Below are 24,666 nucleotides of genomic sequence, written 5' to 3'. Positions count from 1 at the left end.
TCACATCACCTGCCCATCGGGTCCGCCGAGGATCATCGCCTGGAGCGCGTAGAAACGGGTGCGACGGGCCGTGACGTTCGTCGCCGCGGTGCCGGTCTGGTTCGCGGCCGAGAGCGTCGCCGCGTAGGCCAGCAGCTTGTCGCGGGTCGCGGCGGAGATCCACGGACGGCCGACCGAGTCGTACGCGCGCTCGTAGGCCGCCTGCGGCGTCTCCCCCACCACGTCGGCCGGGTAGTTCACGCTCGCGGGCGGAACCGGGGTCTCCGTGTTGCGGTAGAAGTTCGAGTAGCGCAGGTACTGCGCCACGCGGACCATGTCGAACCGGGCCTGGACGGTGTTCGTGTTCAGCCACGACATCCCGCCCTCCCAGCCGGCGACGTTCGGCGGCCGGTAGATCCGCTGCTGCATCTTGTTCATCGGGTCCTGCAGCTGCGTGTGCTTCATCGGCGCGCCGAGCTGACGCAGCACGCCCACCATGTAGACGATCGGCGGCTTGATCAGGTTCGGCTCCTCGAGCGACTCGAAGATCTCCGTGCTCAGCAGGATCCCGCGGACGAGCGGCTTGAGCTTGTAGCCGTTGGCGCGGTACTCGGCGCTCAGCGCGTCCAGCTTCGCCTGCGGGATCGGACCGGCGATGAACTCGCCCCACAGCTTGCGGATCAGGAACTGCGCGTGCTGCGGGTGCTCGAGGACGATGTCGACCGCCTGGTTGACCGCGGACGGGCCCCACTGCAGGCTCGCCGGGTTGGTGGTCGTGTTCGTCGATCCGGTGACGGCCGCGATCGTGCGCTTGAGGATCGTCTTGGCGGCCATCTCGAACTGGTTGGGCGCGAAGGTGATCTTGCCGTAGTCCGGGTTGGGCGTGACGCCGTCGGTGAGGAACTCGGTGCCGTTGAGCCGCCAGCCGGTGAAGGCCTGCGTGAGGCCGACGATGTCCTCCTGCTTGTAGTTGTCGTTGCCCGCCGCGTCCGTGGGGCCGAGGCAGAACAGCTCCATGATCTCGCGGGCGTAGTTCTCGTTCGGCCGGGTCCGCGTGTTGGCGTTGAGGTTCAGGTACGACGACATCGCGGCGTTCTTCGTCGTCATTTCGTACGCGAGCCGGCGGAACGTCGCGTCCGGGAAGCGGCCGAAGTCGGCGTATTCGAGCAGGTGGTTGCGGTAGGCGAACGCCCACTTGTCCGAGACGGACCCGTCGCTCAGCGAGACCACCCAGTGGCGGTGCCAGTAGAGCGCCATCCGCTGCGGCAGCGGGTTGACCGCGCGTTGCATCCGGTCCAGCCACTCGAGCTCGAGCTCCACCTCGGACCCGAACGGGTCGAGCGTGGTCACGCCCGTCGTGGTCTTGGGGAGCGGCATCGTGGGGTCGAGGCTCTCGGGCGTGCTCACCAGCCAGTCGACGAGGTCGCTGTGCTTCTTGCCGACCCACGCGTCCCGCTGCCCCTGGGTCGGGCCGAAGCCCGCGCGCCAGAACAGGCGGTCCACCATCGCCACGGTCATCGTGTCGTACGGTGACGGGGTCGGCGTGGGCGTCGGCTGCGGGACCAGCGGCACCGGCGTCGGCGTGACCTCCGCGACCGGCGCCCCCGGGTTGCTCGTCCCCGGCGTCGGCGGCGCCGCGGGGCCCGCCTTGGGCACTTTGGCGCGCACGCTGGGCGAGAGCGCCCCCGCGCGCTTGGCCTTGTCGTAGGCCCGCACCGCGTAGCGATAGGCCCGCTCGGGCTTCACGCGCGTGTCCGTGAACGAGAGGCGCGTCGTCTTGCCGAGGCTCTTCCCGTCCCGCAGGATCACGTAGTAGGCGGGCTTGGCGCCCTTTGGCGCCGCCCACCGCAGCGTCACGCCCGCTGGTCCGGCGCTGACGACCTTCAGCGACCGAGGTGCAGCGAGGCGCTTCTTGGCTGCGGACTTGCGTCCGAAGACCGACCCCCCATCCATGGGCGCGACTTTCTCACCAAACCGAGATCGAACACAAACCTAAACTAAAATTTAGGTTTGAATGCCGACTAGATGGGTACGGCGCCGGCTACGAGCGTCGGGTCTGCGAGGAGCCGACGCAGCTGCGTCGCCGCCGCGCCGCGCATCGCGGCTTCCGCGCCCAGGCTCGACGACATCACCGGCGGCACGGCGCCGTTCCCGCCGAGCACGCGGGTGGACAGCTCGGCGGTGATGACCGGTGCGAGCCACTGCGTCATCGGCGCGAAGTTCCCGCCGAGGACCACGGCCTGCGGCGAGAGCAGGTTCACGACCGTGCCGAGCGCGATCCCGAGCCAGCGCCCGCAGTCCTCGAGCGCGGCCAGCGGCTGCGTCTCCCCCGCCTGCGCGCGGCGCACGAGCTCGCCGACCGGACGCGCCAGCCCGCGCGCACCGCCTTCGCTCTCGTCGATGATGCCCGCCGCCGCGAGCACGGGCTCCAGCCCGGCGCGCGTCTCCAGGCAACCACGGGAGCCGCACGCGCACGGGAGCCCGTCGTGCTCGACCGTGGTGTGGCCGAACTCGCCGCCGAACCCGCGGTAGCCGCGGAACAGCTCGCCGCCCAGCACGAGGCCGCCGCCGACGCCGATCTCGCCCGAGCAGTACATGAAGTCGCTGAAGCCGGTGGCCGCGCCCTCCCACAGCTCGGCGAGCGCCGCCAGGTTGGCCTCGTTGTCGACGCCGACCTCCAGGCCGGGCGCGTCGATCCGCTCGCGCAGCAGGTCGCAGATCGGGACGTCGTTCCAGTGCAGGTTCGGCGCGATCAGCACGACGCCGTGCTCGATGTCGACGAGCCCGGGCACCGCCACGGTGGCGCCGATCGGCCGCAGGCCCTGCGCCTGCACCTCCTGCAGCGCGCCGCGGGCGAGCGCGCCCAGCCGGTCGATCACCTCGTCGACGCCGCGGCCACGGTTGTCGACGGCCTCCATCCCCTTGTAACGGGACCCGCCGGCGAGGTCGGTGGCCTGGACGCCGACGTAGTCGACGTTGACCTCGAGGCCGAGGGCGACGACGCCGTCACGCGCCACGTCCACCACGAGCCCCGGGCGGCCGGCCGTGCCGCGGTGCTCAGCACCGCGCTCCACGAGCAGGCCGAAGTCCATCAGCTCGCTGACGAGGCTCGACACCGTGCTCTTGTTGAGCCCGGTGTCCGTGGCGATCGTCGCGCGCGAGCGGGGCCCGCGTTCGACGACCTGACGCAGCACCACGCTCAGGTTGTGCCGCCGCACCGCCCGCTGGCTCGACAGCTCGATCGCCGGCTTCGGAGTCCACATGAGGTCGTTGAGCGTACCGACGGACACGTTCGTCATGCCCCTGGTGGCAGCAAGGAGTCCGCCGCGGCGACGAGGAGGGGTCGCCGCGGCGGACGCTGATTCACGGGTTCGAGGTCGAAAGCGTGAAGGTCAACGCCTTGCTGTAGGCGCCGGTGCGGAGCGCCTCGTTTTGCCCGATCGCCTGCTCGAAGCTCACGGTCACGGTGTCGTTGGACACCGGACCGCCGAAGTCGAGCAGGGTGGTCGGCGCGCTGGAGCCGCCGACCGGAGCGAACGCGGTGCCGGTACCGGCCGCGCTCGTCGCCTTCGCCTGGAGCGGTGCCGCGAGTGAGAAGGAGCCGTTGACCAAACGGCCCGTCGCGGTGGCGGAGGCGTCGGAGACGCTCAGGCGGGCGTCACCGGCGGTGGAGATCACGTCGGCCTTGGTGGACGCCGTGTACGTCTGCGGCTTGCCCGGCGTGAACGCGCCGAACGTCGCCGGCGCGCCCAGCGTCAGCCCGAGCGTGGCCGGCACGCTGCCGCCGACCGTGCCCTGGGCGGGCGGGCCCTCGAGGCGCGGCGCCGCGGGCTCGGCCTCGTTGCCGCTCATCCAGCCCACGAGCTCGGCGCCCTTGGTCTGGAGCTGCATCAGCGCGGTGCCCTTGTCGGCGCCCGCGTTGGCCAGGCGCTTGGCCTGCGCGACGAACTCACGGGCGAACCCGGCCGCGGCGGCGAAGTCGTCGGCACGGTACGCCGTGTCGGCGCTCGCGAGCGCCGCGTTCAGCGCGGTGGAGCCGGCGGTGGTGACGTTGCCGTCCGCGGACGCCTGGTCCAGCAGGTCCTTGACCTCGTTGAACGTGACGCAGTTGCTGTACTCCTGCCCGGCGGTCCACTGCACCGCGTTGAGCATCATGTCGCGCCACCACTGCTGGGTGGTGAACTGCCAGTTGTGGCCGAGGGCGGTCGTGAACGACCGGCCGCCGTCGAAGTTCCGGCACCAGGTCATCGAGTGCCGGTCGCTGTTGTGGAGCGCGCCCGTGCTGTAGCCGAGCTGGCCGACCAGGGAGTCCTCGTTCTCGTACATCAGCGGATGCACGATCCCGAGCTCGGCCGGGTTGCGGTTGGTGTTGTAGAGCTCCTCGACGGTGGAGAAGCGCTTCGGCACCGACTGCATCGTCGAGTGCGCCGGGTCGGCGTTGAGCAGCTCGACGTGGCCGCCCGACTCGGTCTCGACGAGGATGCCGCCCTGGTTGCCGCCGTGGTTGGTGAAGCCGGCGCCGACCAGGTCCATGAACCACGGCACGTTCTGCATCGAGTCGATGCCGCCGTGGATGGCGATCACGCCGCCGCCCGCGCGGACGAAGCGCTGGAGGTTGGCGAACTCGACCGCGTTCATGGTCGACGTGCCGTTGATGCCGACCGTCGAGTTGAGGACGACCGTCTTGTACTGCTTGAGCTGCTCCCAGTCCAGGAACGGGCTCGTGGGCAGCGAGACGCCCGCCGGGGCCTGACGGCCGGGGCTGGCGCCGATGTTCGGGTCCCAGATCTCGACGTCGAAGCCGTTGGTGGTGCCGAGCTCCTGGAACATCGTCTCGAAGTCGACGATCGACTGGTGGCGGAAGCCACCGGCGCGGCCGCTGACGAGGATCTTGTACGTGGCGAACGGGTTGGCCTTGAACGGGCTCGGGTTGTAGTACTGGCGGATCGCCTGCACGCCCTCCTCGGCCCCTTCGACGGTGATGCCCGTGCCGGCGGTGTCGACCGGCGTGCCGTTGAGCTGGGCGATCAGCGCCTCACCGGCGCTCTGCAGCGGCCGCGAGCTCGCGGCGGCCGCGTTGAACGCCTGGAGGGCCGTGATGGCCGCGGCGGTCTGGCCGGCGTCGGCCTTGGTCTTGGCGTCGGCGAGCAGCGTGCGCAGCTCGGTCGCCTTGGCGGCGCTGATCAGCGGCTGCGGGAGCGCGACCGCGGCGCCGTTCGCCTGCGCCTTCGTCAGCGGGGCGGCGAGGATGACGTTGCTGAGGTTCGTCGCGGCACCCGCGGCGTGGTCCTTGGTCAGCGGCGCGGTGAGCTCGACGTTGGGCTCCGGCGCGGCCGGCAGCGGCGAGATGTTGCGCTTGACGTACACGACCTCCTGGTTCGCGCCGAAGTCGAGCACGATCGGCTGACCCGCGATCGGGCCGTTGTTGCTCGGCGGGTTCGGGCCGGCGAGCGCCTCGCTGTTGTAGCTCGTCAGGCGGATCTTGGTCGATCCGGTGGTCGCGGCCGCGGCCAGCGTCGTGTTGACGGAAGGCGGCGTGCTCAGCGAGCGGGTGATCTTCACCGTCTCGGCGGTGTCACCGGAGCCGACGACGATCTCCTGGCCGGCGCGGAAGCCGACCGGGTTCGCCAGCCGCAAGCCCGTCGCCCCGACGGCGTGCGCGGTGTTGAGCGTGGTCCGGAGCGCGTTGTTGGCGTACTGGTCGATGACCGTGCCGAGGTCCGCGAAGGACGTCGTCACGACGAAGGTGTTGACGTACTTGGACGTCTGGCCCGCCGTGTCCTGGAGCGAGACGGTCTGGACGTGCTTGCCGACCGTCAGCCGGTTGACGTCGACGGTCTTGGGGATCATGGACGTGCCGTCGAGGGTCATCCGCCGCGGAGCGGAGCCGCCGGCGCCCGTGGAGACGGTGTCGCTGAGGTCACGCAGGCGCGGGTCCGAGCGCAGCGGCGTGAGCGTCTGCGACTGCAGGATCTTGCCGTCGACGACCTGCGGCACGTAGACCGCGGAACCCGACTGGTGCGCCCGCGTGAGCGCGCTGGTGAAGATGATGTTCGGCGCCGGGGCGACCGCGGCCGCGTCGACGCTGGCGACCTTGACGGTCTCCGCGCCCGGGCCGGTGTCGACCTGGAGCGTCTCACCGGCGGTGCGGCCGGTGACGCTCGCGAGGCGCAGGCCGGTGGCGCCCGCCGTGGAGGCGGCGCTCAGCGTCGAGGCCTGGGTCCCCCAGGTCGCGACCGGGCCCTTGGTGTCGATCTGCAGCGTGATCGTGTGCGCGTACGCGGTCGCGGCGACCGCGGTGCTCGCGGCGTGCGCCTTCGTCAGCGGCGCCGTGAGGGTGACGTTCGGCGTCGTCCCGCCCGGGTTGGGCAGCACGACCGTCGCGATCGTCGCCGTCTCCTGGCCGGTGCCCGTGTTGAGCACCAGCTGGTCCCCCGGGCCGAGCCCGTTGGTGCTGCTCAGCCGGACGGCGGTCGCCCCCGCGGCCGCCGCCTGGTTGAGCGTCGTGTTGAGCGCGACCCGAGAGACGTTCCCGGCGCTGTCCACTGCGCGGTAGCGCAGCGGCGTGTTCCCCTCCTGCGACAGCGTGACCGACGCCGTCGCGGAGGGACCCGCGGTGGCGGGGACGTCCACGTAGGTGGCGCCGCCGTCCAGCGAGTACTGGAACTTGCTGACGGCGACGTCATCGGTGGCTGACAGGTTCAGCGTCTGCGGCGCGGTGAGCCGCCAGCTGTTGTTCCCGTTCGGCGCCGCGGCGAACGCCGCCGGCTCGATGGCCGGCGGCGCGGTGTCCTGCGCCTGCGCCGTGGACGGCAGCGCGGTCAGCGCAGCAGCGACCGCAGCCGCGGTGGCGACTCTCCTTGACACGACCCTCTCCCCTCGAAAACCCTATTTGGTCCTGCGGGCCAACTAAACACTGTCTGACAATCTCATGTCAACTACCTGTTAGTTGGGTGAGAGCCGGGTACAGCGCGCGATACCGCTCACGCAGCTCCCGGTAGGGCTCGATCCACTCCTGGACGGGCTGCACCTCCGAGTGCGTGTGCACGCACGCCGCCACGGCCTCGTGCACGTCGCTCCAGAGGCCGCCGGCGACGCCGCCGAGCAGCGCTGCGCCGTAGGCCGCGCCCTCCTCGACCGCGAGCCGCTCGAGCGGGATCTCCAGGACCGAGGCGACGATCTGCAGCCACAGCTCGCTGCGCGCGCCGCCGCCGGACACCCGGCCACGCTCGCCGCCGCCGACGAGGTCGAACGAGTCGCGCAGGCCGCAGGCCACGCCCTCGAGCACCGCACGGGTGAGTGCGCCCCGGTTGTGGCGGATCTCGAGGCCGGTGAACGCGCCGCGCGCGTTCGGGTCGGCGTGCGGGGTGCGCTCGCCGGTCAGGTACGGCAGGAACGTCAGGCCGTCGGTGCCGGGCCCCCAGGCGGCGGCCTCCTCGGTCAGCCCCGAGAACTCGCCGCCGACCACGTTGCGCAGCCAGGCGAGCGACCCGGCCGCCGAGAGCATCACGCCCATCTGGTGCCAGGCGCCGGGCACCGCGTGGCAGAACGCGTGCACCCGCGCCTGGGCGTCGGCCCGGTACTCGGGCAGCGCGGCGAAGACGACGCCGGACGTGCCCATCGCCACCGACAGCGGCCCGGGACGGTCGACGCCGACGCCGAGACCGCCCGCCGCCTGGTCGCCGGCACCGGCGGCGACGGCGATCCCGGCCGGCGTCCGGCCGCTGACCTCGGGCGACTCGAGCACGGTCGGCAGCCACGCCGGGTCGATCTCGAGCGTCTGCAGCACCTCGTCGCTCCAGCGCCGCTTGGCGACGTCCAGCAGCAGCGTGCCGGAGGCGTCGGCGACGTCGATCGCCCGCTCGCCCGTGAGCTTGAGCCGGACGTAGTCCTTCGGCAGCATGATGTGGGCGATCCGGGCGTAGTTATCCGGCTCGTGCTTGCGCAGCCACAGCAGCTTCGGCGCCGTGAAGCCCGTCAGCGCGCGGTTGCCGGTGAGCTCGACGAGCCGGTCGAAGCCGACCTTCTCCTCGATCTCGTCGCACTCCGCGCCCGTGCGCTGGTCGTTCCAGAGGATCGCCGGCCGGATCGGGCGATCCTGCGCGTCGAGCGTGACGAGCCCGTGCATCTGGCCGGAGAGCCCGATCCCGGCGACGCCGTCGGTCAGGCCTTCCAGCGCCTGCTCGGTGGCGGCCCACCAGTCGTCGGGGTTCTGCTCGGACCAGCCGGGCTGAGGCGTCGAGAGCGGGTACGCGACCTCGCGCCGCTCGAGCACTTCGCCGTCTTCAGCGACGGCGATGACTTTGACCGCGGACGTTCCGACATCGATGCCGATCGCGGTGCGTGACGGATTTTGAAGTGTTGATGACATTTGGCTTGACAGCGATTGAAGGGTAATGCAAGGTTCGCTGTCAATAGATGAAGTCTTCTGTTACGCAGCTGGTCGAGCTCGCACCCGCCCTCGCGGCGCTCCTCGGAGAGGATTCGGTCCTCACCGAGGACGCACAGCTTGACGCCTACACGGCCGACACGTACTGGCCCGCCATCCACGCCCGCGCGGCGGGGCTGCCGCTGGGCCGGCCGGACGTGGTCGCCGTGCCGCGGCGTGAGGAGGATGTGGCGGCCGTGCTGCGCCTCGCCGGCGAGCACGGGGTCCCCGTCGTCGCCTGGGGCGGCGGCTCGGGCACGCAGGGCGGCGCCGTGCCGGTCGGCGGCGGGCTCGTGCTGGACCTGCGGGCGCTGAACCGGATCGTGGAGATCGACGAGGTCTCGATGACGGTCACGGCGCAGGCCGGCGTCAACGGCGACGTGCTGGAACGCGCGCTCAACGAGCGCGGGCTGATGCTCCCGCACTACCCCGCGAGCTCGCAGTGGGCGACGGTCGGCGGGTACGTCTCCGCGCGCGGGTCCGGCGTGCTCTCCACGCGCTACGGCAAGATCGAGGACCTGATCGTCGGGCTGCGCGTCGCGCTGCCCAACGGCCGCCTGATCGACAGCGTGAGCGCGCCGCGCCACGCGGTGGGCCCGGACTTCACGCAGCTGTTCGTCGGGGCCGAGGGCACGCTCGGCGTGATCACCCGCGCGACGCTCGAGATCGTCCCGCTGCCCGCTGAGCGCACGTTCACGGCGCTGCACTTCCCGACGCTGCAGGCGGGCGTGACCGCGTTCCGCACCGCGCTCGCGCGCGGGATCCGGCCGTCGGTGATCCGCATGTACGACGAGGAGGCGACCGTCCGCACGCTCTCGCCCGTCGTCGGCGAGACGCTGGACGGCGTCTGCGCGATCCTGGTCTTCGAGGGGGGCGAGCCGGCGGTCGTCGCCGCGGAGCGCACCGCCACGATCGCGCTCGCGCGCCAGGAGGGCGGGCGCGAGCTCGATCCCGCCTTGTCCGAGACGTGGTGGAACCGGCGCTACGACTTCTACAAGCCGCCGCACCATCCTGAGCTCCCGGCGATCTGGGGCACGATCGACGTCGTCGCGTCCTACCGCGACATCCACGCGGTCCACGAGGCGTTGAAGACCGCCGTCCGCGACCGCTACGCCCCGCAGGGCCTGCAGCTGCGGGTGCACTTCTCGCACTGGTACCGCTGGGGCACGATGATCTACGCCCGCTTCCTCCTCCCCGACGGCGGGCCTGACCCGCTCGCGCTCCACGACCAGATCTGGAACGACGGCGTCACGGCCGTCCTGGCCGCCGGCGGGGTCATGAACGACCACCACGGCGTCGGCCTCAAGCTCGCCCCCTTCATGCACGCACAACACGGCGAGGGCTTGGAGGCCTTGCGCTCGATCAAGTCCGCATTAGATCCTCACGGCATCATGAATCCCGGCAAGCTCGGCCTCTGAGGAGAAGGCCGAGCCCGAGGAGGAGAAGAGGACAGTGGCGATCAAGGTGTCGATGCACAACTGGATGCGTCCGGAGCCGATCGAGCGCACGATCGAGCGACTCGGGCGTCTGGGCTACGACGGGATCGAGATCTCCGGCGAGCCGGGCCTCTACGACGTCGACCACGTCCGCAGGCTGCTCGAGGAGCATCAGGTCGAGTGCTGGGGCGCGGTGACGCTGATGATGGGCGCGCGCGACCTGTGCCACGAGGACCGTTACATGCGGATCGGCAGCGTCGAGTACGTCAAGGACTGCCTGACGCTCGTCTCCCGCCTGGGCGGCAAGATCGTCACGGTCGTCCCGTCGACGGTCGGCAAGATCACGCCGATGGGCTCGCCCGCGGACGAGTGGCGCTGGTGCGTCGAGTCCCTGCGCGAGTGCCAGGCGCACGCGGAGACGGTCGGCGTGCGGATCGGCCTGGAGCCGCTGAACCGCTTCGAGACGTACTTCCTCAACCGCTGCGAGCAGGCGCTCGCGCTGTGCGAGGCGGTCGGCGGGAACATGGGCGTGTCGCTCGACACGTTCCACATGAACATCGAGGAAGCCGACCTGATCGAGGCCATTCACCAGACCGGTGACCGGCTCGTGGACTTCCACGTCGCCGACAACAACCGGATGCCTCCCGGCCACGGCGCGCTCGACTGGTCCGCGATCGTGCGGGCGCTGCAGACCATCGGCTACCAGGGCCACATGACGGCCGAGTTCGTCGCCTCGCCCGACCGCAGCGCGGTCTCCGACCGCGAGATCGGCGACGCCTCCGAGGCCGGCGGCGGGCCGGGCATGGAGAAGTTCCTGCGCGACCACTCGACCGGTGCCGTGCCGGAGGTCTACTACGACCGCTACGCGCAGCAGAGCATCGACCACCTCCGAGCCGCGCTCGCGGAGAGCGCTTCCACGGTCTGATGCCCGCCGTCGCCCTGATCGGGACCCTCGATACCAAGGGCGACGAGATCGCGTACGTGCGCGCGCGCCTGGAGGCGCTGCGCGTCGACGCCGTCGTGATCGACAGCGGCATCCTCGGCGAGCCCGGCTGCGTCGCCGACATCGGCCGCGAGGAGGTGGCCGCCGCGGGCGGCCACGTGCTGGCCGACGTGCAGGCCGCCGGCTCACGCGGAGCGGCCGTGTCGTTGATGGTGGACGGCGTCCGGGCGCTGGTCGTGCGCCTCTTCGCCGAAGGGCGCGTCCAGGGCGTGCTCTGCCTGGGCGGTGCCGAAGGCGCCCTGCTCGGGGCCGCCGCGATGCAGGCGCTGCCCGTGGGCGTGCCGAAGCTGCTGGTCTCGCCGAGCGCGAGCGGGCGGCGGACGTTCGCCGCGTTCGTCGGCGAGAGCGACGTCTGCGTCATGCACTCGGTCGTCGACATCCTCGGCCTCAACGGCATCTCGCGCCCGATCTTCGACAACGCGGCGGCGGCGATGGCCGGCATGGTCCACGACGCCGGCTCGGCGCTCGGGACGCTCGGCGAGCACTGCGTCGGCGTGACGATGCTCGGCCAGACGACGCCGGGCGTGATGCGCCTGCGCGACCAGCTCGTGCGCGCCGGCCACGAGCCCGTGATCTTCCACGCCAACGGCGTCGGCGGCCCGGCGATGGAGCACCTGTGCGAGGAGGGCGCGCTGCAGGGCGTCGTCGACTACACGCTCTCGGAGGTCGCGAACTCGCTCAAGGACGGGATGCACGCGACGGGTCCGGAGCGGCTGACGATCGCCGGCCGGCTCGGCCTCCCCCAGGTCGTCGTGCCGGGCTGCGTGGACTTCTTCAACCAGGGCCCGCGCGACTCGCTGCCGCTCGCCTACCGCTCCCGCAAGGCCTACTTCCACAACCCGGTGATGACGCTGGTGCGTCTGGACCGCGACGAGTGCGCCGAGCTGGGCGCGATCGTGGCCGAGCGGCTGAACCGCGCCACCGGGCCCGTGCACGTCGTCGCGCCCACGCGCGGGTTCTCGCTGGCCGACGCCGAGGGCGGCGACCTGTGGGACCCGGAGGCCGACGCCGCGTTCCTCGACGCGCTCTCCGGTGGCCTGCGCGCGGAGATCCCGTACGAAGCCGTCGACGCCCACGTCGACGACCACGACTTCGCCGACGTGGTCGCGTCCCGTTACCTCGCCCTTGTCGGAGCTTATGCCTGATTCCCGCCCTGTCTCGAACTGCATCATGGACCTCGCGCCGCCGGACATCGCGTGGTTCCGGGAGAAGTCGGACATCATCCTCGTCCCGATCGGCTCCTGCGAGCAGCACGGCGCGCACCTGCCGCTGGGCACGGACACGATCACGGCCCTGGAGGTCGCGCGGCGCGCGGCCGAGCAGGCCGACGTGCCGTACACCGCGCCCTTCTGGGCCGGCTACTCGCCGCAGCACATGCGCGAGACGGAGTCGTCGGTGGGCACGATCACGCTGCGCGCCGAGACGCTCAACGCGGTGCTCTACGACATCCTGCGCTCGCTCATCCACCACGGGTGGAACAAGCTCATCCTCGTCAACGGGCACGGCTCCAACGTCAAGGTGCTGGACCCGCTGCTGCGCCGGATCAAGTACGAGACGGGCGCGCTGGTCGCGCTCTACAAGCCGTACGCGGAGCGCTACATCGGCATCCTCGAAGGGCTGCTGGACAACCCGCCCGAGGAGACACCCGGCTGGCACGCGAGCGAGCTGGAGACCTCGCAGGTGATGGCGCACAACGCCTCGCTCGTGCGGATGGACCGCGCCGCCGAGGACCGCGCGCAGGCGCCGGAGTGGCTGCCGGACTCGTTCCTGAAGTCCGACGGCGCGCCCGACGTGCAGTTCGAGGGCTACCAGTACTTCTCGTTCCCGATGGACCACGGCGAGTTCTCGCGCACGGGCGTGATCGGCAACCCGATGACGGCCACGCCGGAGAAGGGCGAGGAGGCGCTGCAGCGCTTCAGCGGCCACCTCGTGCGGGCGATCGACGAGTTCCGCGGGCTGGACGTGCAGGTACGCCGCCGGGCGTTCGAGGAGCGAGTTTGAGCACCACGCCTCCAGCCGTCCGGCGCCAGCAGATCCTCGAGCGCATCCAGCGTGACGGCGGCGTGTCCGTCGCCGACCTCGCGCGGGATCTGACCGTCTCGTCGATCACCGTCCACCGCGACCTCGAGCAGCTCTCCCGGGACGGGCTCGTGGAGCGCGTGCACGGGGGCGCACGGGCGTTGGCGGCGGCCGGCCCGGCGGCGGCGATCCCGCCCACGGGCTGGGAGCAGCGGGCGGAGGCCTCGCGGGGCTTCAAGGCGGCGATCGCCGCGCACGCCGCGCGCGAGGTGCAGTCGGGCTCCACGATCTTCCTGGACTCCTCGTCCTCCTGCCTCGCGCTGGCGCGGCAGCTGGTGAGCGAGTCCGCCACGAACCTGACGCTGGTGACGAACTCGCCGGCGATCGCCTACGAGCTCGCCGACGAGCGGATGCTGGTGATCGTCACGCCGGGCGAGCTGGACCAGCACATGCGGCTCCTCGCGGGCCGCTGGACGACCGACTTCCTGTCCGGGCTCAACTTCGAGCTGGCGTTCGTGTCGTGCGCGGGCGTCACGCTCGACGCGGGGCTCACGACGTCGCGCCGAGCACTCGCCGACGTGATCAACGTCGCGAGCGCGAACGCCGCCCGGACGGTGGGGTTGATCGACTCGAACAAGTTCGGGCGCGCGTCGTTGCTGACGATCGCCCGCGCGCAGGACCTGGACGCGATCGTCACGGACGAGGGCCTTGACGACGTGACCGCAGGGGAATTCCGAGCGGCCGGCACGGCGCTCGAGATCGCACATAGCTGAAACTCAGGAGGAGAGACACGGATGGGACGACCCGTAACGCTGTTCACCGGTCAATGGGCCGATCTGACGTTCGAGGAGCTGGCCGCCAAGGTCGGCGAGTGGGAGTTCGACGGCCTCGAGCTGGCGACCTGGGGTGACCACTTCGAGGTGCCGAAGGCGCTGGCGGACCCGTCGTACGTCAAGGGGCGGCGCGAGGTGCTCGAGCGCCACGGGCTGAACGTCTGGGCGATCGGCGCGCATCTGACGGGCCAGGCGGTGTGCGACGTGATCGACAACCGCCATCAAGGCGTGCTGGACCCGGAGGTGTGGGGCGACGGTGATCCCGAGGGCGTGCGCCAGCGGGCCGCCGAGCGGATGAAGGACACGGCCCGCGCGGCCGCGCAGCTGGGCGTCGAGGTCGTGACCGGGTTCTCCGGCTCCTCGATCTGGCACCTCATCTACAGCTTCCCGCCGAACGACTTCGCCGACATCGAGCGCGGCTACGAGGACTTCGCCGAGCGCTGGTCGCCGATCATCGACGTGTTCGACGCGGAGGGCGTGAAGTTCGCGCTCGAGGTCCACCCGACGGAGATCGCCTACGACTTCGTCACGACGCGGCTCGCGCTCGACGCGCTGGACAACCGCGAGGGCTTCGGCATCAACTTCGACCCGTCGCACTTCGCGCACCAGTTCCTGGACAGCGGCGAGTTCGTGACCGAGTTCGCGGACCGGATCTACCACGTGCACGTCAAGGACTCGATCAAGCGCCTCAACGGCCGTCGGTCGATCCTGGGCTCGCACATCAACTTCGGTGAGCTCGAGCGCGGTTGGGACTTCGTCTCCCCCGGGCACGGCGACGTCGACTTCGAGGACCTGTTCCGCGCCCTGAACCGGATCGGCTACCAGGGCCCGCTCTCGATCGAGTGGGAAGACTCGGGCATGGACCGTGACTGGGGCGCGCCCGACGCGCTCGCCTTCGTGCGCCGCACCGATTTCTCCCCGTCCACCGTCGCGTTCGACGCGGCCTTCGAGCGGAAGTCCTGATGAGCAAGGTCGGATTCGTCACGATGGGCCAGTCCGAGGGTGGGGACGACATCCCCACCATCGGGATCGGCATGCTCGGGTACGGGTTCATGGGCAAGGCCCACTCGAACGGGTACAAGACGCTCGCCTACATGACCTGGCCGCCGCCCCTGATGCCGCAGCTGGTGTCGATCGCCGGGCGCAACGAGGAGGCCGTCGCCGGTGCCGCGCGCCGCTACGGCTTCAGCGACCACGTCACGGACTGGAAGCAGATCATCGCCGACGACCGCGTGGGCGTGTTCGACAACTCCGGGCCCAACAACTTCCACTCCGAGCCGACGATCGCGGCCGCCGAGGCGGGCAAGCACGTGATCTGCGAGAAGCCGCTCGGGCGCAGCGCCGACGAGTCCTACGAGACGTGGAAGCGGGTGGACGCGACGGGGGTGAAGGCCATGGTGGCCTTCAACTACCGCTTCGTCCCGGCCGTCCGGCTCGCGCGCATGATCATCGAGTCGGGCGAGCTCGGGGAGATCTTCCACTTCCGCGGCAGCTACCTGCAGGAGTGGATCATCGACGCGGACTTCCCGATGGTCTGGCGCCTGGACAAGGACGTGGCCGGCTCGGGCGCGCTGGGCGACCTCGGCGCGCACGTGATCGACCTCGCGCGCTACCTCGTCGGCGAGATCTCGGCGGTCAGCGCGCACACGCGCACGTTCGTCAAGAACCGCGAGGGCCAGGCCGTGACGGTCGACGATGCCGTGGAGTCCGTCGTGGACTTCGAGAACGGCGCCGTCGGCACGATCGAGGCCACCCGCTTCGCCTCCGGGCGCAAGAACGGCCTGACGTTCGAGATCAACGGGTCCAAGGGCTCGATCTCGTTCGACATCGAGCGGCTGAACGAGCTCCAGGTCCACTTCCGCGACTCCAAGCCCGGCGACCTCGCCCAGGGCTTCCGCACGGTGCTCGTCAGCGAGGCCGACCACCCGTTCTGGCAGTACTGGTGGCCCCAGGGGCACATGATCGGCTGGGAGCACACGTTCGTGCACGAGATCCACCACTTCCTCTCGGCCATCCGCGAGGACACGGAGATCGGGCCGCACGGCGCCACCTTCGAGGACGGCTACCGCGCGGCGGAGATCTGCGACGCGATGCTGCGCTCGGCCGACAACGGCGCGCGCGAGCAGCTCCAGTACCGGTCCTAGGACCAAAGGCGTCTGGATACCGGGCATCGTCTCCGTGACGATGCCCGGTATGCCCACCATCGCTGAAGAGGTCGAGGCCTGGCCCGGCATCACCGCGGGACACGGCTCGCGCGGCGAGTACGCGTTCAAGGTCGGGGTGCGCGAGATCGGCCACCTGCACGGCGAGCGCGTCCTGCACATCGGCCTCCCCAAGCCGCTCTGGCACGAGCTTCACGACGCCGGCCGGATCGACTACCACCCCGTCTTCCCCGGCCGGCCCGGCTTCGGCGCGCGGGCGATCCGCAGCGAGGACGACAAGCGCGACGCGATCGCGATCCTGCGCCTGAACTACGACCGCGTGATCGAGCGCTACGGCCTCCCCACGCCGTGAGAGCGGTCTGGCTGCGAGCCTTCGGGCCGCCCGCGAACCTCGTCGTGGGCGAAGCGCCGGACCCCGAGGGCGAAGCCATCGAGGTCGCGTACGCGAACATCACGTTCGTCGAGACGCAGGTGCGCGCGGGCCGCGGCCCGTTCCCGGTGAACCTGCCGATGATCCCGGGCAATGGCGTCGGCGGGTGGTTGGACGGTCGCCGCGTGGTGGCCTCGCTGAACGGCAGCGGCGGATACGCGGAGCAGGCGATCGGCGGCGAGGTGTTCGACGTCCCGGACGGCCTGGCGCTGGACGACGCGGTCGCGTTGCTCGCCGACGGCCGCACGGCGACGCTGCTCACCGACGCGGCCGCGATCCGGCCGGGCGAGCGCGTGCTGGTCCTCGCGGCGGCGGGCGGCGTCGGCACGCTGCTCGTCCAGCTCGCGGTGCGCGCGGGCGCCGAAGTGGTCGGCGCCGCGAGCCCGGCCAAGCACGAGCTCGTCCGCTCCCTCGGCGCTTCCGCTGCCGGCTACGAACTTGAAGAGGGACAGTCCCTCTTTGAGTTCGACGTCGCGTTCGACGGGGTCGGCGGCGCCGCTGCCCGCGCCGCGTTCGAGGCGCTCGCGCCTGGCGGGCGGATGCTGTCCTACGGGCTCGCGAGCGGCACGTGGGCGGACATCTCGGCGGAAGAGGCGGCGGCGCGTGGCGTCACGCTGGTGCGCGCCGGGCGGCCGACGCGCGACCACACCGAGCGCGCGCTGGCGAGCGGGTTGCGGCCCGTGATCGGCCAGCGGTTCCCGCTCGACCGTGCCGCCGAGGCCCACGCCGCGATCGAGGCGCGGGCGACGACCGGCAAGACGTTGCTCGTCGTCGCGTGACTGGGTAGGGCCAGTGCGTGCCTGAGACTGCCCTGATCGTCATCGACATGCTCAACACCTACGACCACGAGGACGGCGACGCGCTCGCGGAGTCGGTGCGGACGGCGTTGCCGCAGGTCGTCGACCTGCGCGACCAGGCCAAGGAGCGCGAGGACGTCCTGCTGATCTACAGCAACGACAACTACGACGAGTGGCACTCCGGCCGGCACGACCTCGTCGAGCAGGCGCTCAACGGCAAGCACCCCGACCTCGTCGAGCCGATCGCGCCGACCGACCCGCTGCCGTTCATCCCCAAGGGCCGGCACTCGGTCTTCTACCAGACGGCGATGAGCCACGTGCTCAAGATCGAGGACGTCAAGCGGGTGGTGATGGTCGGCCAGGTCACCGAGCAGTGCATCCTCTACTCGGCGCTGGACGCGTACCTGCGCGGCTTCGAGCTCGTCGTGCCGCGCGACGCGGTCGCGCACATCGACGACGAGCTCGCGGACGCGGCCCTGAAGATGATGGAGCGCAACCTGCACGCCGAGCTCACGCCCGCCGCGCAGGTCTTCGCGCGCTAGACCCCGACGTACTCGGCCAGGTGCTCGCCCGTGAGGGTCGAGCGCCCGGCGACGAGGTCCGCCGGCGTGCCCTCGAACACGACCTTGCCGCCCTCGTAGCCCGCGCCCGGGCCGAGGTCGATGATCCAGTCGGCGTGCGCCATCACGGCCTGGTGGTGCTCGATCACGATCACCGACTTGCCGGAGTCCACGAGCCGGTCGAGCAACGTGAGCAGCTGCTCGACGTCGGCCAGGTGCAGGCCGGTGGTCGGCTCGTCCAGGACGTAGATCCCGCCCTTGTCGGCCATGTGCGTGGCGAGCTTCAGCCGCTGGCGCTCACCGCCGGAGAGCGTGGTGAGCGGCTGGCCGATCGTCAGGTAGCCGAGGCCGACCGCGTTGAGCCGGTCGAGGATCTTGTGAGCCGCGGGGAGCTTGGCGTCGCCGTCGGCGAAGAACGCCTCGGCCTCGGCCACGGACATGCCCAGCACCTGGCTGATGTCCTTGCCGCCGAACGTGTACTCGAGCACGGACGCGTCGAAGCGCTTGCCCTCGCACTCCTCGCACGGCACGGGCGTCCCGGCCATGATCCCGAGGTCCATGTAGATCACGCCCGCGCCGTTGCAGTTCGGGCACGCGCCCTCGGAGTTCGCGCTGAACAGGGCCGGCTTGACGCCGTTGGCCTTCGCGAACGCCTTGCGGATCGGGTCGAGCAGGCCGGTGTAGGTGGCCGGGTTCGACCGCCGCGAGCCGCGGATCGCGCCCTGGTCGACCGTGACGACACCCTCTTCGCCTTCGACCGAGCCGCGGATGAGCGAGCTCTTCCCGGAGCCGGCGACGCCGGTCAGCACGACGAGCACGCCGAGCGGGATGTCCACGTCGACGTCCTGCAGGTTGTTCGTGCTCGCGCCGCGGACCTTGAGCGTGTCGGACGCGGTGCGCACCTGCGCCTTGAGCGTCGCGCGGTCGTCGAGGTGGCGGCCGGTGATCGTGTCGGCCGCGCGGAGCGCCTCGAACGAGCCCTCGAACATGATCTCGCCACCGCCGGAGCCCGCCAGCGGCCCGAGATCGACGACGTGGTCGGCGATCGCGATCGTCTCCGGCTTGTGCTCGACCACCAGCACCGTGTTGCCCTTGTCGCGCAGCTGCAGGAGCAGGTCGTTCATGCGCTGGATGTCGTGCGGGTGCAGGCCGATCGTCGGCTCGTCGAAGACGTACGTGACGTCGGTGAGGCTCGAGCCGAGGTGGCGGATCATCTTCGTCCGCTGCGACTCGCCGCCCGACAGCGTCCCCGACGGGCGGTTGAGCGACAGGTAGCCGAGCCCGATGTCGACGAACGAGTCGAGCGTCTCCCGCAGCGCGGTGAGCAGCGGCGCGACCGTCGGCTCGTCGAGCTCCGACACCCACTGCGCGAGGTCGGAGATCTGCATCGTCGACAGGTCGGCGATGCTCTTGCCGGCGAGCTTGGAGCTGCGCGCCGCCTCGCTGAGCCGCGTGCCGTCGCAGTCCGGGCAGGTCGTGAACACCACCGCGCGCTCCACGAACGCGCGGATGTGCGGCTGCATCGCCTCCACGTCCTTGGACAGCATCGACTTCTGGATGCTCGGGATCAGGCCCGAGTACGTGAGGTTGATGCCCTCGATCTTGACCTTGGTCGGCTCCTTGTAGAGGAGGTCGTGGCGCTCGCGCTTGTTGAACGACTTGATCGGCTTGTCGGCGTCGAAGAAGCCCGATCCGCGGAAGATCCGGCCCATCCAGCCGTCCATCGAGTAGCCGGGGATCGTGATCGCGCCCTCGTTGATCGACTTCTCCTCGTCGAACAACGCGGCGAGGTCGAAGTCGCTGATCGCGCCGCGGCCCTCGCAGCGCGGGCACATGCCGCCGACGCGGCTGAAGCTCGCGCTCTCGGTGATCGTCTTGTCGCCGCGCTGCACGGTGATGCCGCCGCTGCCGCTGGCCGACGCCACGTTGAACGAGTACGCGCCCGGCCCGCCGATGTGGGGCTCCGCGAGCCGGCTGTAGAGGATCCGCAGCATCGCGTCGGTGTCCGTGACCGTGCCGACCGTCGAGCGCGGGTTCGCGCCCATCCGCTCCTGGTCGACGCTGATCGCGGTCGTGATGCCGTCCAGCACGTCGACGTCCGGCCGCGCGAGCGTCGGCATGAACCCCTGCACGAACGTGCTGTAGGTCTCGTTGATCAGCCGCTGGGACTCCGCCGCGATCGTCCCGAACACCAGCGAGCTCTTGCCCGACCCGGAGACCCCGGTGAACACCGTCAGCCGCCGCTTGGGGATCTCGACGCTGACGTCCTTGAGGTTGTTCACGCGCGCGCCGTGCACGCGGATCATGTCGTGGCTGTCGGCCGCCCGGGGCGCTTCGCTGATCGTCTCGGTGCTCACGACCGGCACTCTAGGTGGAGCGCTCGGCCCCGCGCTTCTCCGTTCCTGATCAGAGCACGTCGTAGCCCGCCAGGTCCAGGCAGACCAGGCAGTACGGCCACGGCGGGTTCCACGGCCAACCCGTGACGTCCTTGCCGCAGAGCGCGGTGTCGGGGTCGTCCTCCGGGACGATGTGGCAGATCTTCTCGCCGTCGTGGGTCGGGCCGTCGGTCTTCCGCTTCTCGGGCGCGAGGGCCATGGGGCCTACATCCTAAAGACGCCGTAGCCGACGTCGCGGAGCGGTGCGCCCGCGGTGGCGCCGAGGGCGAGGCCGAGGACGTCGCGCGTGTCGCGCGGGTCGATCACGCCGTCGTCCCACAGCCGTGCGGTCGCGTAGTACGGATGGCCCTGGGCCTCGTACTGGTCGCGCAGGGACGCCCCGACCTCGGGCTGGCCGACGGTCTCCATGACGGTCGCCGCCTGCTGGCCGCCCATCACCGAGATGCGGGCGTTCGGCCACATGAACAGGAAGCGGGGCGAGTAGGCGCGGCCGCACATGCCGTAGTTGCCGGCGCCGAACGAGCCGCCGACGATCACCGTGAGCTTCGGCACGCGCGCGCAGGACACGGCCGTGACCATCTTCGCGCCGTGCTTGGCGATGCCGCCCGCCTCGTACTCCTTGCCGACCATGAAGCCGGAGATGTTCTGGAGGAACAGCAGCGGGATCTTGCGGCGGTCGCACAGCTCGATGAAGTGCGCGCCCTTGAGCGCCGACTCGCTGAACAGGATCCCGTTGTTGGCGAGGATGCCGACCGGGTGGCCGTGGATGTGGGCGAACCCGCACACCAGCGTCGTCCCGTAGAGTGCCTTGAACTCGTGGAACGCCGAGCCGTCGACGAGCCGTGCGATCAGGTCGTGCGGGTCGTAGGGCTTGCGCACGTCGGCGGGCACGACGTCGAAGATCGAGTCCGGATCGTGCAGCGGTGCCTGGACCGGTATCCGCGCCCACGGCGCCGGGGCCGGCGGTGGCAGCGTCGCCACGATGTCGCGCACGATCGCCAGCGCGTGGACGTCGTCGTCGGCGAGGTGGTCGGTCACGCCGCTCGTGCGCGAGTGCAGGTCTCCCCCGCCCAGTTCCTCCGCAGTGACCTCCTCGCCGGTCGCGGCCTTCACCAGCGGCGGCCCGCCGAGGAAGATCGTGCCCTGCTCGCGGACGATCACGCACTCGTCGCTCATGGCGGGCACGTAGGCGCCGCCGGCCGTGCACGAGCCCATGACGGCGGCGATCTGCGGGATGCCGCGCTCGGACATCGTCGCCTGGTTGAAGAAGATCCGGCCGAAGTGCTCGCGGTCCGGGAACACCTCGTCCTGCAGCGGCAGGAACGCGCCGCCCGAGTCGACGAGGTAGATGCACGGCAGCGCGTTCTGCAGCGCCACCTCCTGCGCGCGCAGGTGCTTCTTGACCGTCATCGGGTAGTAGGTGCCGCCCTTGACGGTCGCGTCGTTGGCGACGATCACGCACTCGCGCCCGCTCACCCGCCCGACGCCGGTGACGATCCCCGCCCCGGGCGCATCGCCGTCGTACATGCCGTGCGCGGCGAGCGGCGACAGCTCCAGGAACGGCGCGCCATGGTCGAGCAGCCGGTCCACGCGCTCGCGCGGCAGCAGCTTGCCGCGCGCCGTGTGCCGCGCGCGGGCCTTCTCGCCCCCGCCCTGCCGCACCCGCTCGAGCTGCGCGTTGAGGTCGTCGACCAGCCCCTGATGCGTCATTCGACCACCGCCACGATCTCGTCCCGCCCGACCTTGTCCCCGACCTTCACGTCCAGCTTCGTCACCGTCCCGTCCGCGGGCGCGTTGAGCGCGAGCTCCATCTTCATCGACTCCAGCACCACCACGGGCTCGCCGGCCTTGACCTCGTCGCCCACCTGGCGCGGCACCAGCAGCACCGACCCGGGCATCGGCGCGCGCAGCTCCCCGCTCGCGTGCGCGCCGTGATGGAGCTCCTCCGCACTCGGCTCGCTGATCCGCCAGGTCCAGCCGTCAACGGCGAGCCACTCGCCCGAAGTTAAACGTCCTGGACGTTTAAGTTCCGCGCGGATGTCGATCGGTTCGCCGCCGTTGACCGAGAGCCTCCAGAACGAGGGTGCGCGGACGCCGCCCAGGCGCCAGCCGTCGACGCGCTGCCACGGGTCGTCGCCGCGCTCGACGAGCTGCGACGAGGCCCAGAGCTGCGCGGCCTCCTCGTCGGTGAGTGGCGGCTCCGGCGGGTCCAGGCGGCCGATCAGGCCGGTGTCCAGCTGCCCCGCGCGGACGTCGTCGCGCGCCAGGAGCGACCGGAGGAAGCCGACGTTGGTCTCCAGGCCGAGGATCGCGGTCTTCGACAGCGCGCGGTCCAGGCGGGCGAGCGCGGTCGCGCGGTCCGGGCCGTGGGCGATGACCTTGGCGATCATCGAGTCGTAGTCCGTGCCCACGACCGAGCCGGTCTCGACGGCCGCGTCCACGCGCACGTCGTCCGGGAACGACGCGAGCAGGACCGGGCCGGCCGACGGGAAGAAGCGCAAGTCCTCGGCGTTCACGCGCGCCTCGACGGCGTGGCCGCTCAAAGCGACATCGATGTCCAGCGGCTCACCCGCCGCCACCCGCAGTTGCAGCTCCACGAGGTCCAGCCCGGTGACCAGCTCGGTGACCGGGTGCTCGACCTGGAGCCGCGCGTTCATCTCCAGGAAGAAGTGCTGGGACGGGTCGTCGGCGTCGGCGATGAACTCGACCGTGCCCGCGCCCACGTAGCCCGCCGCCTGCGCCAGCGCGACCGCCTCGGCGCCGAACACCTCGCGCAGCGCCGCGTCCACCACCGGCGACGGCGACTCCTCGACCACCTTCTGGTGGCGCCGCTGCAACGAGCACTCGCGCTCGCCGAGGGACAGCACGGTGCCGTGCGTGTCGCCGATGACCTGCACCTCGATGTGGCGGGCGCGCGGGAGGAAGCGCTCGAGGAACACGCGGTCGTCCCCGAAGCCCACGGCCGCCTCGCGGCTCGCCGCGGCCATCGCCTCCGACAGGTCCTCCGGGCGCTCGACGACGCGCATGCCGCGCCCACCACCGCCCGCCGCCGCCTTGACCAGCACGGGGTACTCGGCCGTCTCCGGCGTGTAGGTCGGAACGACCGGCACGCCGGCCGCCACGGCCGCGTCCTTCGCGCGCACCTTGTCGCCCATCAACTCGATCGCGTCCGCGGACGGCCCGATGAACACGACGCCCATCTCCTCGCAGGCCCGCGCGAACGCCGGGTTCTCGCTGAGGAAGCCGTACCCCGGGTGGACCGCGTCGCAGCGCGCCGCGACGACCATGATCTCGTCGATCGCGAGGTAGGAGGAGACGAGCTCGGCCGCGTCGGCTTCGCGCACGTGCACGGCGTCGCGGTCGGCCTCGGTGTAGATCGCCAGCGAGCGGATGCCCAGCCCGTGCAGCGTCCGCAGCACCCGGCGGGCGATCTCGCCGCGGTTGGCGACGAGCACGGAGTCGAACATCAGGCGCCCAGCGCGCGGGCGATGACCATCTGCTGCACCTCGTCGGTGCCCTCGCCGATGGTGAGGATCTTCGCGTCCCGGTACATGCGGCACACCGGGTACTCCTCGATGTAGCCGTAGCCGCCGTGGATCTGGACGGCCTCCTCGGCGCAGCGCACCGCCAGCCGGCCGGTCTTGAGCTTGGCCTGCGCGGCGGTGAGCGTGAAGTTGCGGCCCTGGTCCTTCAGCCACGCCGCCTTGTACACGAGGAAGCGCGCCGCCTCGATCTCCGTCGCCATGTCGGCGAGCTTGCCCTGGATCGCCTGGTACTTGGAGATCGGCTTGCCGAACGCGCGCCGCTCCTTCGCGTACGCCAGCGCCTGGTCCAGCGCGCCCTGCGCGAGCCCGACGCCCATCGCCGCGACCCCGATCCGCCCGATGTCCAGCACGTGCAGGAACTGCTTGAAGCCGCCGCCGCGCGGGCCGAGCAGGTTCTCCTCCGGCACCACGCAGTCCTCGAACGTCAGCGGCCGCGTGTCCGACGCGTTCCAGCCCATCTTCCGGTACGGCTCACCCTGCTCGTAGCCGGGCGTGCCGTTCGGGACGATCAGGTTCGAGATCTCGTCCTCGCCGGTGCGCGCCGTGATGCAGACGACGCCCGAGATGTCCGTGCCCGCGTTGGTGATGAACTGCTTGGTGCCGTTGATCGTCCAGCCGTCCTCGCCGAGCGAGGCGCGCGTGCGGACGTTGCCGGCGTCCGACCCCGCTTCGGGCTCCGTCAGGCCGAACGCGCCCAGGATCTCCCCTGCCGTGAGCTTGGGCAGCCACTCCCGCTTCTGCTCCTCCGTGCCGAACAGGTAGATCGGCTGCGTGCCCAGCGACGTGTGCGCGCACAGCGTGATGGCCACCGACGAGTCCACGCGCGTGAGCTCCTCGACCGCCAGCGCGTAGGCCAGCGAGTCCGCGCCCGCGCCGCCGTACTCCTCCGGGAACGGGATGCCCATCAGCCCGAGCTCCCCGAGCTGCTTGACGATCGCGTACGGGAACGCCTTCGTGCGGTCGAGCTCCTCCGCGACCGGAGCGACCTCCTGCTCCGCGAAGTCGCGCACCGTGCGCCGGATCAGCTCGTGGTCGTCGGGGAGATCGAAGTTCATGTACAACTTATACCGAACGGCCG

General features: G+C 71.0%; 19 protein-coding genes. 10 read left to right on the top strand and 9 right to left on the bottom strand.

Features of this window, described 5'->3' with window-relative positions:
• The 4 genes from C8N24_RS26135 to xylB all read right to left on the bottom strand — a co-directional run bounded on the left by C8N24_RS26135 (position 1) and on the right by xylB (position 8,350).
• The gene (locus tag C8N24_RS26135; RefSeq protein WP_121255668.1) at positions 1 to 1,932 is read right to left on the bottom strand and encodes a DUF1800 family protein; all 1,932 of its coding nucleotides are present in this window, start codon (positions 1,930 to 1,932) and stop codon (positions 1 to 3) included.
• A gap of 68 nt (positions 1,933 to 2,000) precedes the next feature.
• Positions 2,001 to 3,242, bottom strand: coding sequence for an ROK family transcriptional regulator (locus C8N24_RS26130; RefSeq protein ID WP_121258031.1), 1,242 nt, complete (start codon positions 3,240 to 3,242; stop codon positions 2,001 to 2,003).
• A 100-nt stretch (positions 3,243 to 3,342) separates the two neighbouring features.
• Positions 3,343 to 6,846 carry a ThuA domain-containing protein gene (locus tag C8N24_RS26125; protein ID WP_121255666.1) on the bottom strand — a complete coding sequence of 1,168 codons (3,504 nt, stop codon included), beginning with the start codon at positions 6,844 to 6,846 and terminating at the stop codon, positions 3,343 to 3,345.
• A 67-nt stretch (positions 6,847 to 6,913) separates the two neighbouring features.
• Entirely contained in the window at positions 6,914 to 8,350 is a 1,437-nt protein-coding gene (gene xylB / locus C8N24_RS26120; RefSeq protein ID WP_121255664.1) for a xylulokinase, read from the bottom strand.
• 47 nt (positions 8,351 to 8,397) lie between these two features.
• Here xylB and C8N24_RS26115 point away from each other — a divergent pair, with 47 nt between their 5' ends.
• Genes C8N24_RS26115 through C8N24_RS26070 form a run of 10 tightly spaced genes read left to right on the top strand, consistent with a single transcriptional unit; the run spans position 8,398 to position 17,629 of the window.
• The gene (locus tag C8N24_RS26115) at positions 8,398 to 9,825 is read left to right on the top strand and encodes an FAD-binding oxidoreductase (protein ID WP_121255662.1); all 1,428 of its coding nucleotides are present in this window, start codon (positions 8,398 to 8,400) and stop codon (positions 9,823 to 9,825) included.
• A gap of 52 nt (positions 9,826 to 9,877) precedes the next feature.
• On the top strand, positions 9,878 to 10,768 hold the full coding sequence (locus tag C8N24_RS26110) for a sugar phosphate isomerase/epimerase family protein (RefSeq protein WP_425474471.1): 891 nt from the start codon (positions 9,878 to 9,880) through the stop codon (positions 10,766 to 10,768).
• Positions 10,768 to 11,991 carry a Tm-1-like ATP-binding domain-containing protein gene (locus C8N24_RS26105; RefSeq protein WP_121255660.1) on the top strand — a complete coding sequence of 408 codons (1,224 nt, stop codon included), beginning with the start codon at positions 10,768 to 10,770 and terminating at the stop codon, positions 11,989 to 11,991. Before C8N24_RS26110 ends, C8N24_RS26105 begins: the two co-directional genes overlap by 1 nt.
• A 25-nt stretch (positions 11,992 to 12,016) precedes the next feature.
• Positions 12,017 to 12,847, top strand: a complete 831-nt coding sequence (locus tag C8N24_RS26100; RefSeq protein WP_211340153.1) for a creatininase family protein — start codon at positions 12,017 to 12,019, stop codon at positions 12,845 to 12,847.
• Complete coding sequence (locus tag C8N24_RS26095; protein ID WP_121255656.1) at positions 12,844 to 13,638, top strand: DeoR/GlpR family DNA-binding transcription regulator; 795 nt, start codon at positions 12,844 to 12,846, stop codon at positions 13,636 to 13,638. Before C8N24_RS26100 ends, C8N24_RS26095 begins: the two co-directional genes overlap by 4 nt.
• Positions 13,639 to 13,659: 21 nt before the next feature.
• Entirely contained in the window at positions 13,660 to 14,661 is a 1,002-nt protein-coding gene (locus tag C8N24_RS26090) for a sugar phosphate isomerase/epimerase family protein (RefSeq protein ID WP_121255654.1), read from the top strand.
• Positions 14,661 to 15,842 (top strand): Gfo/Idh/MocA family protein, encoded by a 1,182-nt coding sequence (locus C8N24_RS26085; RefSeq protein WP_211340152.1) that lies wholly within the window; start codon positions 14,661 to 14,663, stop codon positions 15,840 to 15,842. Before C8N24_RS26090 ends, C8N24_RS26085 begins: the two co-directional genes overlap by 1 nt.
• Positions 15,843 to 15,891: 49 nt before the next feature.
• Positions 15,892 to 16,212 carry a luciferase domain-containing protein gene (locus tag C8N24_RS26080; RefSeq protein WP_245971975.1) on the top strand — a complete coding sequence of 107 codons (321 nt, stop codon included), beginning with the start codon at positions 15,892 to 15,894 and terminating at the stop codon, positions 16,210 to 16,212.
• Positions 16,209 to 17,069, top strand: coding sequence for a zinc-binding dehydrogenase (locus tag C8N24_RS26075; protein ID WP_121255652.1), 861 nt, complete (start codon positions 16,209 to 16,211; stop codon positions 17,067 to 17,069). The genes C8N24_RS26080 and C8N24_RS26075 overlap by 4 nt, the downstream gene beginning before the upstream one ends.
• Positions 17,070 to 17,086: 17 nt before the next feature.
• Positions 17,087 to 17,629: a cysteine hydrolase family protein gene (locus tag C8N24_RS26070; RefSeq protein ID WP_121255650.1), complete on the top strand. Its 543-nt coding sequence runs from the start codon at positions 17,087 to 17,089 to the stop codon at positions 17,627 to 17,629.
• On the opposite strand, the gene C8N24_RS26065 is transcribed toward C8N24_RS26070, so the two are convergent.
• The 5 genes from C8N24_RS26065 to C8N24_RS26045 form a co-directional block, all read right to left on the bottom strand.
• Positions 17,626 to 19,953 (bottom strand): ATP-binding cassette domain-containing protein, encoded by a 2,328-nt coding sequence (locus tag C8N24_RS26065; protein WP_170179558.1) that lies wholly within the window; start codon positions 19,951 to 19,953, stop codon positions 17,626 to 17,628. The two genes, C8N24_RS26070 and C8N24_RS26065, sit on opposite strands and share 4 nt — an antisense overlap.
• Positions 19,954 to 20,053: 100 nt before the next feature.
• Positions 20,054 to 20,242, bottom strand: coding sequence for a hypothetical protein (locus C8N24_RS26060; RefSeq protein WP_121255647.1), 189 nt, complete (start codon positions 20,240 to 20,242; stop codon positions 20,054 to 20,056).
• Between the two features lie 5 nt (positions 20,243 to 20,247).
• Positions 20,248 to 21,753, bottom strand: coding sequence for a carboxyl transferase domain-containing protein (locus C8N24_RS26055; protein ID WP_121255645.1), 1,506 nt, complete (start codon positions 21,751 to 21,753; stop codon positions 20,248 to 20,250).
• Positions 21,750 to 23,510 (bottom strand): acetyl/propionyl/methylcrotonyl-CoA carboxylase subunit alpha, encoded by a 1,761-nt coding sequence (locus tag C8N24_RS26050; protein ID WP_121255642.1) that lies wholly within the window; start codon positions 23,508 to 23,510, stop codon positions 21,750 to 21,752. Before C8N24_RS26050 ends, C8N24_RS26055 begins: the two co-directional genes overlap by 4 nt.
• Positions 23,510 to 24,643, bottom strand: coding sequence for an acyl-CoA dehydrogenase family protein (locus C8N24_RS26045; protein WP_121255640.1), 1,134 nt, complete (start codon positions 24,641 to 24,643; stop codon positions 23,510 to 23,512). Before C8N24_RS26045 ends, C8N24_RS26050 begins: the two co-directional genes overlap by 1 nt.
• Positions 24,644 to 24,666 lie beyond the last annotated feature (23 nt).

The sequence above is a fragment of the Solirubrobacter pauli genome, assembly GCF_003633755.1.
GTDB classification, from domain to species: Bacteria; Actinomycetota; Thermoleophilia; order Solirubrobacterales; family Solirubrobacteraceae; genus Solirubrobacter; species Solirubrobacter pauli.
Note: the sequence above shows the minus strand (reverse complement) of the source record. Positions and strands in the feature narration are given on the sequence as shown.